Annotated in this window: 6 protein-coding genes; all 6 read right to left on the bottom strand. The window is 69.5% G+C overall.

What is annotated here, in order from left to right:
* Positions 1-414 precede the first annotated feature (414 nt).
* On the bottom strand, positions 415-1,140 hold the full coding sequence (locus ACH4DX_RS35595) for a hypothetical protein (RefSeq protein ID WP_398158134.1): 726 nt from the start codon (positions 1,138-1,140) through the stop codon (positions 415-417).
* Positions 1,141-1,412: 272 nt separating this feature from the next.
* A complete protein-coding gene (locus ACH4DX_RS35590) occupies positions 1,413-2,057 on the bottom strand; it encodes a zinc-ribbon domain-containing protein (RefSeq protein ID WP_398158133.1) in 645 nt (214 codons plus the stop codon).
* Positions 1,979-2,986, bottom strand: coding sequence for a zinc-ribbon domain-containing protein (locus ACH4DX_RS35585; RefSeq protein ID WP_398158132.1), 1,008 nt, complete (start codon positions 2,984-2,986; stop codon positions 1,979-1,981). Before ACH4DX_RS35585 ends, ACH4DX_RS35590 begins: the two co-directional genes overlap by 79 nt.
* Positions 2,987-3,415: 429 nt before the next feature.
* Positions 3,416-6,805 carry a hypothetical protein gene (locus ACH4DX_RS35580; RefSeq protein ID WP_398158131.1) on the bottom strand — a complete coding sequence of 1,130 codons (3,390 nt, stop codon included), beginning with the start codon at positions 6,803-6,805 and terminating at the stop codon, positions 3,416-3,418.
* Positions 6,806-7,335: 530 nt separating this feature from the next.
* Complete coding sequence (locus ACH4DX_RS35575) at positions 7,336-10,902, bottom strand: ABC transporter ATP-binding protein (protein ID WP_398158130.1); 3,567 nt, start codon at positions 10,900-10,902, stop codon at positions 7,336-7,338.
* 200 nt (positions 10,903-11,102) lie between these two features.
* Positions 11,103-15,758 (bottom strand): amino acid adenylation domain-containing protein (locus ACH4DX_RS35570; protein WP_398158129.1); only part of this gene is annotated, 4,656 nt, incomplete at its 5' end.

The following is a 15,758-nucleotide window of genomic DNA, read 5'->3' as shown; positions in this document are numbered from 1 at the left end:
ATCCGAGCACCCCAGGCACACGAACATCACCCATAAGAACTGAGAAACCCCAGCTCACAGCCACAGCAACAACTCAGAAAAACTAGGCGACGACATCTCGGCCGGCGGCTCACTGCCCTGGACACCTGGTGGAACCCGCCCTGGCCACTGGACTGGCAGCGGTACTACTGGGCCGCCCGCCATCATCTCCATGGCCTGCCCGAAGGTGTGGTGTGGTGGACCGGCGCACCGGACGAAGACCAGGCCCGGCAGTGGTTGCACGCGCAGCAGGCATCATGGCATCTCCTCCAACCCGGGCAACAGGAGCTGGTGAGCGGCGCTGCCCGCGGCGGGGTGGCGCGCTGTCGCTTCAGCAGCGGTGCCTCCGCGCACGAACGCGACACCTGAGCCCGTGTAACGGGCTCATCCGAGGCCTCAAAGATCCCGGTCGAGCACGGGGTTCCAGGCAAACCAGTCCAGCGCTTCGGCTCCCAGCTCGTACGGTGCGTTCAGGAGCGCTCGTTCCACCTCAGGCAGATCGTCATGAACGATGGCAGGGGCCCGTTGCAGGATCTCGGAGAAGTCGATCTTGTCGACAGCCCTGAGGCGTTCCACGAAGGCGGGATCCTGTCCGCGAAGTCGGTCCATGGCGGCACGTACCCGTGGCTCCCATGCGGGCATCCCGAAGTGGTCAGAGGCACCGAAGCCCTGAAGCGCGGCAAGGAGGAGGAACTCCTCGGAGGAGAACGTCTCCTGCAGGTACATCAGGTAGTCGATGGACTTCTTGACGTGCTTCTTGATCTCGCCGAGCGCGCCGTATCCGAACTGGGTCAGCGTGCCGGACGTGCCGGGCCAGACGAGCTCGCGGTCGAGGATGCGCTTCTCGAACCGCAGCAGCGCGTACTGCTTGGGACTGTTCACCGCTTCGAGGGCCTGGTGGTAGACCCAGGTGTTGCGGGCGAACATGACGCCATCGTGCAGCTTGTTGCGCCGTCCCCTCGCTCCCGCGTGAGCGTCTTCGATGGGCCCGTTGCGCCAGACGAACTCGGTGATACCGACCGCGGCGGCGTTGGCGAGGTTTCCGCTCTCTGCGGTCACGCCCAGTGCGCTCAAGCGCTCCCGTGCATACGTCATCGCGGCTGCGTAGTCGTAGTCCCCCACCAGCTCTCCCATCCGCTCCGGCAGGCTCCGCCCACCGCCCTACTCCATCTTCTCGGAAGAACGGGCTCCCAGGTGCCGCCTTTCAGCGGTCTGCACACCGCGTTAGTGCCGGTCCGAGAGGGGTTCTCGGCTGAATGAGGCAAGGAGAAGGTGGATGGGGCCTGTTGCAGTCCTCATGGTGGGGGTGCCAGCGGCCGAGGCGGACGGCGACGTGACGCGCTGATGTGGTATGACCGGCATCACGGTGAGAAGGCGCGATGCACAGGCCGGGCTTACGGCTGGGTGCGGCTTTTGCGCGGCGGATGGCATGCTGGGCAGCGTTTACCGGTCCCGCCACGGCGGGACCGCTGATCAGGCGTGGCTTTCCACCGTCCCGGACAGCCGGGCTTCGAGCAGGCCCACCGGCACAGTTTGGTGGAGCTCGGTCTGAGCTCCTTCGCGGTCAGGTTCGCCTCGTCGATCACTTCGACAAGCTCGTCGGCGAGGGCAGGGTGCACGTCCTGCAGGGATTTGCCGGGCTTGGGGCGGACCCTGGCTGCGACGGTGCGTCGGCGGGCGCATCGGGGGCATCCGCTCGACTGGCCTGTGCGGCGGTTTGGAGGGGCGGGGTATTCGAAGCGGCAGTGTGGTTCGGGGCACCTCCACTGGCATGTCTTGTTCGACGTGGGGAGCAGGTCGAACGCGGTCCAGCCGGGGTGGCCGACGATCTCGATGAGTTCTTCGGCCATCGTCGGGGTGACCTCGGCGAGTGATTCACCGGGGCCGGGCCTGCTGTTTGCCGCGCCCACCCGTGCGTGACCGCACCGGCTGCAGCCGCGGCCAGCAAGTGCCCGGCTGTTCAGTACGGCCTTCCATTCGTAGCCGCAGTCCGGCTTCCGGCACCGCCACAGACACACGTCGTTGCAGCCGGGCGGCATCCGGTCAGGGGCCTTGCCGGGTTGGTGAGGTTCGCTACGAACTCCTCCTCCAGGTGGGGCACCACGTCCACCGCCGACACCTCGGGGCCGGCCACAGCCCTCTCCCACAGCTGCGCACCCTTCGTGAGCGCCGCGGTGACCTCCGCCGGTGTGAGCTGTCGCCAGGAAAGGCCGCGGCGTCGCAGTACGACACCCACCGCCTGCGCCCAGTCCTCGGGATTCACCCCCGGCCCGGCCTCATGGTGGGCCAGGCCATGCACCGGGACGGGCGGCAGCCCGCGGCTTCGGATGCGTTCCACGTCGAGTCCGGCGGCGAGTGCTGCCATCGTCTTCGCGGTGTCACGTTCCAGGCTTCCTGGCCTGTTGTGGGTCCATTCCGGGTCCAGGTCGATGAGCAGGCCCGGGGCCGGCTCGGGCAGATACAGGTCGAAGCGGTCCTGACGGCGCCCGGGCAGGCGGAGGCGGTGGTCCAGTTCCACGCTGAGCCCAGTGGCGGCCTCGACGAGCATGGCGACGTTGCATTCGAACGGGGAGCGGCCATGGCCGGTGCAGTCCTGGCAGCCGCGTCCATTGGTGCGGTTGGCGAGTGTCGCCGGCCAGAAATGCCCTTGAGCGCACTCCCACTCGCACAGGTCATGGGACTGCGGGCGCAGGGTGTCCGGACCACGGTCGGGACGGCTGAGGTTGCGGCGGAACTGCCGCGCCAGCACAGGATTCAGCTCGGCCAGCGATTCTCCCGGCCCGGCTGCCCGGTTGCGGCGCTTCCAGCACTCAGGGCACCCCGAGGGTTTGACGGTACGGGTGCGAAACTGCAACCGGGCGGGCCACTGGTGACCACATCCTTCCGCCGAGCAGTGCCACTGGCACCGGTCCGTGGAAGACAGCGGCATGGCCTCCAGCGCCATACCCGGGCTGGACAGGTTGGACACGAACTCGGCCTTCAGCCGAGCCCGAACTGCAGCCACCTCGGTAGCACTTCGCCGTTTACCCATGACGGCAGATCCTGACAGCCGCCACTGACAGCGGGGTCCGCTGTCGCTCTCCCGCTGCGCGACCAGTGCCAGTTGATCGCGGTACAAACCCTGCTGGAGGTGTGACCTGGTAGCCGCCGAGGAACGGGTACAGCCCCGGGCTGGCTGCCGGGCTGTCCGCTTTCGACATCGCCAACCCGGTGATTTCCCAGGAGTATCCGGCTGTGGCTCGGCTCGAGTTCCCTTTGATCGTGGCGATCGAAGTTGACCGCAACCAGTCGCCGTCAGGCTGGTTGAAGGTCCCCACCGGCACGCTTGCGAGGGTCTGCCCCTCGATCTTGGGTGACGATCCCAAGGCCCACGTAGGACGCGGAACGCTCTCGTTGGTCACTGGGGGTCAGCGTCGGTTCCGTCCGGGGAGGCTGGCTGGTCACGGTGGCTGGCGGAAAGCCGCGGCCGGAGCTGTCGCGCTACGTCCCCCACGGGACCGGGGACATGCGCGGTTCTGGTGATCAGTACCTGTGCGGCGGCGCGTTGCGGGTCGGTTCCTTCCAGCAGCGCTGGCCAGGATCTGTCAACTGCGGCAGGTTCAAGGGCCGCGAGGGCTGCGTCCACCGTGTTCGAGTCGCATGCGTCGGCTGCTTGCAGGAACGCTCCCAGTCCGTCGGGCGAGTGGAACTGGTTGTCCGTCAGAGCATGGGTGAGGGCCGGCCGGTTACGCCGGAGCAGTTCGACGGCTGCTGGCCGGTCCACGTGGGTGAGGGCTTGAAGGGCTTCGGCCGACCGGTTACGCCGGAGCAGTTCGACGGCTGCTGGCCGGTCCACGTGGGTGAGGGCTTGAAGGGCTTCGGCCGACCGGTCCCAGAAGGTGCCATCGAGGCCCAGGGACAGGTGCCGGCCGTTCTGGGCGAGGATGGCGGCAGCGTCCGGCGAGATGGCGATGGCCCAGTTGGGCATGGTGGCGATCGTGTCTGTGTGGGTGGTGATCCAGCTGCGGCCTGGCTCCCGGCTGGGGTCACAGCTCAGGGCCTGCAGCAGCGGGCGCAGGTCGTCCATGTCCTGCCAGAGTCCCATGGTCGAGGCGTCCAGGGAGCTGAGGTCGATGTGGGCCGTGAACTCTTCGTAGGCCGCGGGGGCATGGCTGTGGAGCCAGTGGCCCAGGCTGTCCAGTGTTTGCCATGAGCGCACGTTTCCGGTGTTCACCACGGCGGCAGCCTGGGGCCAGCGGGCGTCGTCGATGATGCGGCGGACCACGGAGGTGGCCGACGCGATGAACTTCCGCCGCTCGTCGCTCTCGGGTTCATCGTCCTGGGGCCCATCGCCGGCCCAGTACGTGAACAGGAAGAAGTGGAACAGGTTGTTGAGTGCCTCTCCGGGCTTGGTGGTCAGCAGGTTGCTGATGGCCGGCGCCGCCGCGTCGAGCAGGGCGAGGTAGAGGTCAATGTCGACTTCCGCGCACCTGGTGGCGAGTTCGATGTAACCGTGGACGGAGTACTCGCTGAGGTCGCGGGCGCAGGCCAGGAGAGTCTCTCTGTCTAGGCCCGCCACGCACTGTTGCTTCCACACTTCGGACACGACCTGCCAAAGCTCTCCCAGGAGTTCGGCCCAAGAATATGCGGACGCGGCGGTGAGTCCCGCGTTCAGGCGGTGCGCGAACACGAGGGGTGGGATCTGTGTAGCGGTGGTCTCCCAGGCGCTTTCGCGGCGTGTGGTGGAGCGCAGTCCGTTGGCCGTCCAGTGCAGCGGCAGCGCCTCGTGGGCGGTGGCCTCGCCGATCCAGTGGGCGATGGTGGTCCGGTGGGCCAGGACCTGGTCTTGGGCCGCGTCGCCCCATCGGGTGATGTCCCACAGGACGATCGCGGCTGTGGCCCGTTCCGGCCGGGGTGCGCTGATACAGCGGTCGATCAGGGTCTGAACGGTTTCTTCGTCCAGAAGGCGGCGTTGTCCGTATCGGATTTGGTCTACGTGGGAGAGGTCGTCCAGCAGCCAGTGGATGCCGCCCAGCGTGGTGGCCCGGTCGCACATCTGATGGCGAAGGTGGTGCAGAAGCTGTTCGTCGGGCTGGTCTTCGGTGCGCAGCACGGCCCGCAGAGCGTGGGCCGCGAAGCGCTGGTGCGGTGTGCGGGTGTGTTCGCCTGGCAGGGCGAGGCGGCGTTCGATGAGGACGGCCAGTGCTCGTTGAGCCCAGTCCTCAGAGCGTTGCAGGCTGCGGCTGGCCAGCAAGATCAGCGTGGTTTGGTCGGTTCCGGCGTCGAGGGAGAGGAGTTGCTGCGCGGCGAGCACGGCCAGCAGCAGGTCCGCGTGGTCGTGCTCCTTCAGCAGGGCCACGTCGTCGGCGGCCCGGCGCTCGCCTCCGGTCAGGACGAACATGAACTGCCAGGGGCGGCTGGCTTGCCGTGCTTCCTTGAGCCGCTCGTCGACGGGGGTGGTGAACGGTCTCAGCCCGAGGCGGTCGTCGAGCTGGGAGAGCACAGGCAGCAGATCGTGTTGGTGAACGCTGATGTGTTCAGCCAGAAGGTGGACGGTACGGCCGGGCAACATCTGCACGGTGGCCGGATCCGCCGGCATGGACTGCTCGTCGACCGTGTGCACGAGCAGTATCTTCAGCCGGGAGGATGCCAGCCGTTCCAGGCTGGTGAGGAGGGCCGGGGGCAGCGCCTGGGCGTCGTCGACGACGGCCACGGTGGGATAGCGCGTACCGGCGAGGGCGTGAACGGTCTGGGGCGTGGCGACGCCGGCCTCGGCGAGTTCTACGACCTCCCAGCCCTCGTGGTTGAGCTGGCGTGCGGCCTGGAATGCGGTGACGGACTTGCCGCAGCCGCTGGTCGCCTGCAACCGGGCCAAATCCGCGGTGGTCAGCCGCTGGGCGACGGCGGCGACCTCGGGAGCCTGCGGGCAGGCTTCGGTGTCCTGGGGGGTGAGTCGGTAGCCGCGCAGAGCCGCGCCCATGTCCCGCTGGATGCGGTAGTCGATCCAGCGCCAGCCGGGCAGTTCGGGTTCGGGTACCAGGTGAGCGGCGAGGTCGGGCAGGGCGTTGTCGGCGGGAGCGGTGACGGCCAGCGGGCCGGTGGCGGAGGGGCCGATGCGGACAACGGGCCACTGCTGTCCTGCGGGGCCGGTCAGCTGGGTGACGACGTCCTCGTCGCTTTCGGAATAACCGACGATCAGCAGGACGCGGGGGCGTTCGGTCAGCATGGCACGCACCCGGTCGGCCAGCGGGGGTGGGACCAGACCGGGCTCGTCGGGCAGGATCCAGTCGGTTTCGGGGTCTGCGGCGTTGCCGTGGGGTTTGATGAACTGAGCCGCGGCGGTGGGCAGAGGGGTGCCGTAGCGGGCGGCCCAGGCCCGCTCGACCGCGGTGTCCCAGTTGAAGGAGACGGTGAGTTCGATGAACCCGTGGTGCATCAGTCGCGCCATGGCCTCGTGTGCGGGCGCAGGCTGACGCTGGCTGTCGAGGGCCGCGAAGCCATGCTGGAAAGCAGCACGGGCTTGCGGGTGCAAGCGCAACTGCTGGTAGCCGAGGTGCAGCCTGGCCCAGTCGTCGCCGACCAGTTCCTTGGCCCGAGCGGGTGGTCGTCCCAGGGCATGGGCGGTGGCGTGCCGTGCGGGATCGCAGGCGTCCAGGGCCTGCCACAGCAGCGGATTGAGCCCGGCAGTCATGGGATATCCGGCGAAGGACATGCCTGCCCCGACAACCGCTACGGCTCCCCAGTGCCTGATCTGCGCCAGAGCTGCTTGGAGTTGACGATCGTAGTGCTGAGCGCTCGTGTTGTTCACGCCTTCTTCTCCACCGGAAGATCCTTGCCAGGCAGGCCTGTGATCCGCCGGCACGCCGCTGGGTGCAGGATGCCACCCACCCCCGATATTCGTCAACTTGACGATAAATCGGTGCCGAGCATCCTCGATGACACCACCCCCAACAACGGCAAGGCGATCTGCGGCCGCCCTGCCGGCCCACAACGAAGCGGGGGCCGACAGCAGGGCCCCACATGCCAGCACCCCAGGCCAACGACACCAGGACAGCTGACGCTCAGACGGACGGCCATGATCAACGTCCTGGGGGCACTCCCCTAGCAGCGCCATAGCAGGCGTTCTCATTGCACTTGCGGCAGTCTCACCCAACCTGCGGAACTGCAGCTCAAACGGCTTGCACAGGGGCCAGAAACCGTTGCAGTCGACTTGCGGCACCGCAGGTCAACGGAGGGCAGTCACCGCAACATTGATGAGACATCACACTACCTATTGATCTGCAACACAACAGGTCAACGACCTTCTAGTGTTGCAACTAAAGAGGTAACTGACACCCATCAGTGCGCCAGCCACAGACGGGCGTAGGGGCCGTTGCGGGCGAGGAGCTCCGTGTGGGTGCCCTCCTCAGCAATGGCGCCATCCGCCAAAACGACTATGTAGTCCGCGCGGGCAGCGGTGGTGAGTCGGTGGGCAACAATCAGGGATGTGCGACCCTCGGTAAGCCGGGCTACAGCATCGGAGACAGCTGCTTCGGTCACCGGGTCCAGGGCCGAGGTAGCTTCGTCGAGGAGCAGCACATCCGGCGAGATCAACTGGGCGCGAGCGAGGGCTATGAGTTGGCGCTGGCCTGCGGACAGCGTGCGGCCTCCCTCCCCGACGGGGTACCGGTAGCCACCAGGGAGCCGGGAGAGCAGCTCGTGAGCTCCGACGGCGCGCGCCGCCGCCTCCACCTCGCCCTCGGCCGCTCCAGGACGACCGTACGCGATGGCGTCGTATACCGTGCCACCCGTCAGGTGCGGCTCCTGTGGAACAATGCCGAGGCGCCGTCGGTAGTCCCCCAGTTCCAGCGTGCGCAGATCATACCCGTCTACGCGTACGGCACCCGCAGTGACATCGTAGAACCGGCCGACCAGCTTCACGAGTGTCGACTTGCCCGCGCCAGTCTCTCCGACGAGAGCCACGGTCCGGCCGACCGGGATGCTCAGGCGCACCCCGTCCACTGCGTCGCGCGTCGCACCGGGGTAGCGGAAGCGTACGTCTTCGAAGTCGATCGCGCCTTTCAACCGGGTTAAGGGGAGCGGCTGTGGGGCTCGGGGGGTGCCGGTGGGGGTGCCGAAGAGGTCCAGGATGCGGCTGAGCCCGACCGACGCCTGCTGATAGCCGTCGAAGACCTGGGAGAGCTGCAGCACGGAGGAGAACAGGACATCCACGTAGAGGAGAAACACCACGAGCAGGCCCATGGTGAGGCCGCCATCACGGGCCCGGTCCGCGCCGAAGGCCAAGACGCACGCAGCGGTCGCGCCCGGCAGGAGTTCCACGAAACCGAAGTAACTTGACGCGTGCCGCTGGGCGCGCAAGCGGGCCGCGCGGTAGGCGGCACTCTTGTCGGCGAACCGGTCGGCGCCGCGCTCCGTCTGGCGGAAGACCTGGGCGATGCGCAGGCCCGCGACGTGCTCCTGCAGCTCCGCGTTGACCGCGCCGGAGGTGTCGCGGGCGGCACCGTATGCTCCCGCTGCCACCCACCGGAACAGCGCCGTCGCGCCGACCAGGGCCGGCAGGCCTGCGCACACCACCAGGCCGAGCCGCCAGTCCAGGACGAGCAGCACGGTCAGCACGGAGAGGGTGGAGATCACACTGACGGCCGCGGTGGCGAAGCCGGTCTGGGCGAACGCCGCGACCGACTCCACGTCCGCGGTCATCCTGGTCATGATCCGGCCGGACAACTCGCGTTCGTAGTACGCGAGGTCGAGGCGCTGCAGATGGGCGAAGCCGCGCAGCCGCAGCACGTAGCGGAGGCGCTCGCCGAGGAGGCCGTTCGTCCTGATCTGGGCCATGCTGACCGCCCAGCCGACCAGCACGATGCCGACGGCGGCCACGGATGTCGCCAACACCACGCGGGACGCGGCCTGTTGGATGCCGTTGTCGATGCCCGTGCGGATGAGCAGCGGAATGAACACGCTCACCATGGCGTCGAGCAGGACGAACACCGCCCCCAGGACGAGCGCGCGGTGGAAGGGGCGCAGCAGACCGCGCAGGCCGAAGCCGGGCTCCGCTTCGGGGGCGGGCGCGGTGGCGGTGGAAGCGAGTGCGGCGAGCTGCGGCGGGGCGGCGGCGTCCCGCTCCAGAGCTTTGGCGGTGAGGGTCGGGCTGGTGCCGAAGGGCAGCAACTCGTTGTACGGAGCGGCCGTGTGGGCTGCTGCGTCGTGGGGTCCGGTTTCCTCGTCGTCCGGGGCGGCGGCGGTGGACGCGAACAGGTCCCGGTACGCCGCCGAGCGCGCCATGAGTTCGTCGTGCGTGCCGGTGTCGCCGACCCTGCCGTTCTCCAGGAGGGCTATGCGGTCAGCGAGTTGGAGGGTGGAGCGGCGGCGGGCGACGAGCAGGGCGGTCCGGCCCCGCATGACCTGCCGGAGCTCGGCGTGGATCGCCTCCTCGGTGCGGGAGTCGACGGCCGAGGTGGCGTCGTCGAGCAGTAGGATGCGGGGGTCGGTGATCAGGGCCCGGGCCAGTGCGACCCGCTGCCGTTGGCCGCCGGAGAGGGTGAAGCCGCGTTCGCCGACGGTGGTGTCGTAGCCGTGGGGCAGTTCACGGATGAAGCCGTCGGCGCCGGACGCCTTTGCCGCCGCCGTGATCTGGGCGTCCGTGGCCTCGGGGCGGCCGTAGGCGATGTTGTCGCGCACGGTGCCGGAGAACAGGAAGCTGTGTTCCGGGACCAGGCCGATTGCGGACCGCAGCGAGTCCAGGGCCAGGTCCCGCACGTCGCTGCCTCCGACGCGCACGGCGCCACCCCGCGCGTCGTAGAAGCGCGGCAGCAGCAGCGAGACCGTGGACTTGCCGGAGCCGGGCGCACCGACCAGGGCGAGCGTCTCGCCCGGCCGGACGGAGAGGGAGAGCCCGCTCAGCACGGGGCGTGCGTCCACGCGTGTCTCCCCGTCGTGGTGCGCCTCTTCACCCTCGTATCCGAACGTGACGTCGGTCAGCTCGATACCGAGAGGACCCGGCGGCAGCTGTCGCGCGTCGGGGCGGTCCGTGATGCCGGGGCGAGTGTCGATCACTTCGAAGACCCGGACGACGCTGGCCCGCGCCTGGTGGAGGCTGGTCACCACGGTAGCCAGGCTGCGCAGCGGCGAGACTATCTGGGCCACATAGGTGGAGAACGCGACGAACGTGCCAAGGGAGATGGCGCCGCGCGAGGCCAACCAGCCCCCGGTGGCGAGGATGCCGACCTGACCCAGGAGCGGCAGGGCCTGCAGGGTCGACCCGTACAGAGCGTTGAGGCGTACGACCCGCTGCCGCGCGGTGAACAAGGCGTTCGCGACGGCACCGAGCCTGCGCAGCTCACGGTCCTCCTGCCCGAACCCCTTGACCACGCGGACGCCGGCGACCGCGTCGTCGACGACCGAGGCGACGGCCGCCTCGCGCTGCCGCGCCTCCAGGGTGGCTGGGTACAGGCGTCTGCTGCTGTGCCAGGCCGTGTAGAGCAGAGGCGGCAGGACGAGCAGCATGACCAGGGTGAGCAACGGCGACAGGGCCAGCATGACGGCGAGGGACAGGACGAGCAACAGAACGCTGCCGAGGATGGTGGGCAGCATCGCGAGCAGCCCCTGCGCCATGGACAGGTCGTAGATCGACCGGCTGACGACCTGGCCCGTTTGCAGGGCGTCCTGGGCCGCGCCGTCCAGGCGGGAGAGCGCGGTGAAGGTGCGCATCCGCAGGTCGTGCTGGACGTCGCAGGACAGTCGCGCCGCCAGGCTGCGCTGGGCGGCGCCAGCACCGAAGCGCGCGATGCCGGCCGCCAGGAGCGCCAGCAGGAAGGGCAGCAATGGGAGTTCGTCCGCCAGGATCACCCGGTCGACGATGGCCCGGGATATCAGCGGCACGGCCGCCGCGGCCACGATGGCGGCCACGGTGGCGCCAAGGGTGAAGGCGATGGTGCGTGGGTAGCGGCGGCAGCAGCCCAGAAGGCGCCGTATCGGCTTGCCGGGAGCGACCGACGCATCGGGCGTGCCAGAAGCATCGGGCGTGCCAGAAGTGCCTGACGTGCCAGATGTGCCAGATGTGCCGGACACGTCGCTGCGGCGCGGCTCCCGCTGTCGAGTGGAGGATGTCACTGGCCTTCCTCGTTCCCGGCAAGCTTCTGAGCCTCGCCCGCGAGCCGGTCAGTGCCCGCCGTGAGTGCGCCGAGCTTCGCCGCCACCGCGACGGAGATCTCCTTGAGCGGACCCGACGTGACCATTTCCAGGTGCGTGCAGTCCACGAAGTGGTCGGTGATGTGTCCCTCCACGTACGGGGCCCACAGGGCGTGGGCGTCGAGCCGGTCGGGGCGGCCATGGGCCGCCGTGAAGAACTCCATGTCGCCGCGGAAGACCGCGGGGCGGAAGCGGGCGGAGACCCTCATGCCGTTGGCGCAGACGGCCGCGACCCGGGCGAGGGTTTTCTCGTCGAGTCCGGCGAGCGCGCCGCCCTGGCGGCGCAGCAGCTGCGCGGCCTTGGCGAGCGGCGGCACGGTGTCGTCGCGCAGGTCGTCGTCGATGCCCATGTCGTGCAGGAGCCCCTGCAGAATGGTCACCTCGTCCGGCCCGTCCGGCCCGTCCGGCTCGTCCAGGCCATGCGGCCCGTCCGGTTCGTCGTCGCGCGGGTAGCCGTCGAGAAGCCCCAGGTAGACGACCGTCTCACCCTGCTCCTGAAGGGCCGTCGCGACGGCGTACGCGGCGAGCGCTCCGAAGGACCAGCCGAGGAGGTGGTACGGGCCCGAGGGCTGGACCTTGCGGATCTGCTCCGCGTAGTCGGCGGCCATCTCCTCCAGGGAGCCCGGCAGCCGCTGGTCCTCCGCGATGCCGCGCGCCTGCAGCCCGTACACCGGCTGGTCGGGGCCGAGGTGCTGCAACATGCCCACGTAGGCCCAGCTCAGACCGCTCGCGGGGTGGATGCAGAACAGTGGGGGCCGGCTGCCGTCGGCGCGCAGAGGCATCAGTACGGCCAGGCCGTCGCCCATGTCGTCGCCGTCGAACCGCTGGACGAGGCGCGCAATGGTGGGCGCCTCGAACAGCGCCCGCAGCGAGACCCGCACGCCGAACACCATTCTGATGCGGTTGAGCAGGCGAATGGCGAGCAGCGAGTGGCCACCGAGGTCGAAGAAGCTGTCGTCTATCCCGACCCCGGTCACGCCGAGGACCTCCGCGAACAGGCCGCACAGAGCCTCTTCCTGGGGGTTGCGCGGGGCGCGCCCGGTGCCGGCCCGCACTTCGGCGGCGGGCAGCGCCCGCCGGTCGAGCTTGCCGTTCGAGGTGAGGGGGAAGGTGTCCAGGGCCACCAGGGCCGCCGGCACCATGAAGTCCGGCAGGGCGGAAGCGAGGCGACCCCGCAGCTCGGCGAGGTCGAGCGCGGTACCGTCGGCGGGCACGACGTACGCGACCAGACGCCGGTCGCCGGGCCGGTCCTCGCGGACCATGGCGGCGGCGCTGGCGATCTGCCACTGCGCTGTCAGCACCGCCTCCACCTCGCCGAGTTCGACCCGGAAGCCCCGCAGCTTGACCTGCTCGTCGACGCGCCCCAAAAACTCCAGGTCGCCGGCGCGGCGCCAGCGCATGAGGTCACCGGTGCGGTACATGCGGGCGCCTGGAGGCCCGTACGGATCGGCCATGAACCGTTCGGCCGTCAGGCCGGGTCGGCCCGCGTATCCGCGCGCCAACTGGTCCCCGCCGAGGTAGAGCTCGCCGGGGACGCCCACGGGCACCGGTCGCAGCCGGTCGTCGAGGACATACGCGCGGACGTTGCGCACGGGGCGTCCCACCGGCAGGTACGCGTCACCGCGGGCGTCGGCGCCCAGGGTGCCGATCCGCGCCTCGTGGTGGGTGACCTGGACCGTGGACTCGGTGGGTCCGTACAGGTTGACGCACGGTACGTGCCACGTTTCCTGGGCGAGCTCTGCCAGGGCGGCGGGCAGTGGTTCGCCTCCCACGAATACCCGCCGCAGCACGGACGTGCCGCCCGCCGCGACGGCGGCGGCGCACAGCTCGGACAGCAAGGAGGGCACGACCTGGACGACGGTGATGCCGTGGTCACTGATGTGATCGGCCAACTGGTGTGCGTCCGTGGCCACTTCGTCGGACACCACGTGGGCGGCGGCCCCGGACAGGAACGGCAGCCAGGTCTCCCACACCGCCGCGTCGAAGCTGAACGCGGTCCGCACAAGCACGCGGTCCGTGCCGTCCAGCGGGTATTCCTCGGCCATCCAGCGCAGATGGCCGGTGACCGCCGCGTGTGTGACCGTGACGCCCTTCGGCTGGCCCGTGGAGCCCGAGGTGTAGATCACGTACGCGGGGTGGCCGGGCAGGAGGGGGCGCGGCCGGTGGTCGTCCGACACGTCCGATCCGGACTCGCGGGCGACCGCCGCGGCCACGTCCTCCAGGACAGACGCAGCGCGCGGTACGCGGTCCCGCTCGGCCGCTGTGGTAAGCACCACCGCGGGCCGGGCGTCCGCCAGCATGTGGGCGATGCGCTCGGCCGGGTACCGCGGGTCCACGGGCAGGTAGGCCGCCCCCGCCTTCAGCACCGCCAGCATCGCCACGACGATGTCCGCGGAGCGCGGCAACACCAGGGCCACCGTGGCCTCGGGCCCCACGCCCTCCCCGATGAGGTACCGGGCCAGGCGATTCGCGCGCGCGTTCAGCTGCGCGTAGCTGAGTTCAACTCCCTCGAACAGTAGGGCTGTCGCTCCAGGTGTCCGCGCCACCTGACCCTCGAAGAGGTCGACCAGGGTCCGCTCCGTGACGTCCTCGCAAGCCCCTTGCCAGCCGGTCAGCAGTTCCTCGTGCTCCTGGGCGGACAGGATCTCCAGCTCCCCGACCGGCCGGTCGGGGTCGGCCACCGCGGCGGACAGCAGCCGCCCGAACCGCTCGGCGATCCTCTTGACCGTCACCCGGTCGAACAGGTCGACCGCGAACTCGAAGGCGCCGTTGAGCCCTGCTTCCCCGCCGTCCGCGTCCTGCGTCTCGTACACGCTCAGCGACAGGTCGAACTTCGCCGTGTCGGCGGGTGTGTCCTGCTGCTCCAGCGTCACACCGGACAGCTGCATGTCGGCACGGGCGTTGTTCTGGAAGGTCAGCATGACCTGGAACAGGGGGTGCCTGGAGGTGGAGCGGGTGGGATTGACGACCTCGACGAGGTGCTCGAAAGGCACGTCCTGGTGTGCGTACGCGGCCAGGTCGGTCTCGCGGACCCGCTCCACCAGTTCACGGAAGGTGGGGTGACCGGAGACGTCGGTGCGCAGCACGAGGGTGTTTACGAAGAACCCGACCAGGTCGTCGAGCGCCTCGTCCGTACGGCCTGCCACCGGAGAACCGATGGGAATGTCTGTGCCCGCGCCGAGCCGCGACAGCAGTGCGGCGAAGGCTGCCTGCACCACCATGAACACGCTGGCGCCGGACTCGCGGGCCAGCCCGGCGAGGCGCCCGTGCAGCTCCGCGTCGAGGGCGAACTCCACGAGCTCGCCCCGGTGCGAAGACGCCGTGGGCCTGCTCCGGTCGGTGGGCAGGTTCAACTGCTCCGGCAGGTCGTCAAGTTGGGTCCTCCAGTACGCGAGCTGTCGGCTCAGCAGGCTGTCCGGGTCGGACTCGTCGCCGAGCAGCTCGCGCTGCCACAGCGCGTAGTCGGCGTACTGCACCGGCAGCGGCTGCCACTCCGGAGCGCGGCAGGCGCTCCGTGCCTCGTACGCCTCGGCGAGATCCCGCGCCAGGGGCGCCAAGGACCAGCCGTCACCGGCGATGTGGTGCAGTACCACCACGAGGACGTGAGCGGCGCCGTCCACCGCGAACAGGCAGGCGCGCAGCGGCGGTTCGGACGTCAGGTCGAAACCGCGCGACGTCTCGGTGGCCACCGCCTCGGCGAGCGCCGCCTCAGAGATCGGTACCGCCATCAGGGACGGGCAGGCATCGTCGGCGTCCAGGAGGTGCTGGTACGGGGTGCCGTCGGCGCTCTCGGGGAAGACGGTCCGCAGCGATTCATGGCGGCTGATGACATCACACAGAGCCGCGGCGAGGGCATCACGGTCCAGGGTTCCGGTCAGGCGCAGGGCGATCGGGAGGTTGTACGTCGATGACGTCTCGCCCTCCAGGCGGTTCAAAAACCAGAGCCGACGCTGAGCGAACGACAGCGGAACCTCGGCCGGGCGCTCCATCGGCACGAGCGCGGTACGGGCCGCACCTGCCTGCCCCACGCGCTCGGCCAGCCGGACCACGGTGGGCCCCTCGAAGAGGACGCGCAGCGGCAGTTCCACCCCCAGGCGGGTGCGGATGCGGCTGATCAAGCGGGTCGCCAGCAGGGAATGGCCACCCAGGTCGAAGAAGCTGTCGTCGATCCCGACCTTTTCCACGCCGAGCACCTCGGCGAAGGCCGCGCACAGCACCTGCTCATGACCGTCACGCGGACCACGGCCCGCACCGGCCGCCCCGTACTCGGGGGCGGGCAGAGCGCGCCGGTCCAGCTTGCCGTTCGCCGTCAACGGCAGCGCGTCCAGGACCACGACCGCCGACGGCACCATGAACCCCGGCAGCCGCTCACCGACGTAGCGGCGTATTTGCGGCGTATCCACGGTGGCCGTGGCGGCGTTCGACGGGATGACGTAGGCGACGAGGCGCTTGTCGCCGGGCTGGTCTTCGCGGGTGACGACTGCGACCTGGGCGATGTCGGAGTGCGACGCGATGGCCGCCTCGATCTCACCGAGTTCGACACGGAAACCGCGGATCTTGACCTGGAAGTCGGC

The sequence above is a fragment of the Streptomyces sp. NPDC017940 genome, assembly GCF_044328435.1.
Lineage (GTDB): Bacteria > Actinomycetota > Actinomycetes > Streptomycetales > Streptomycetaceae > Streptomyces.
Note: the sequence above shows the minus strand (reverse complement) of the source record. Positions and strands in the feature narration are given on the sequence as shown.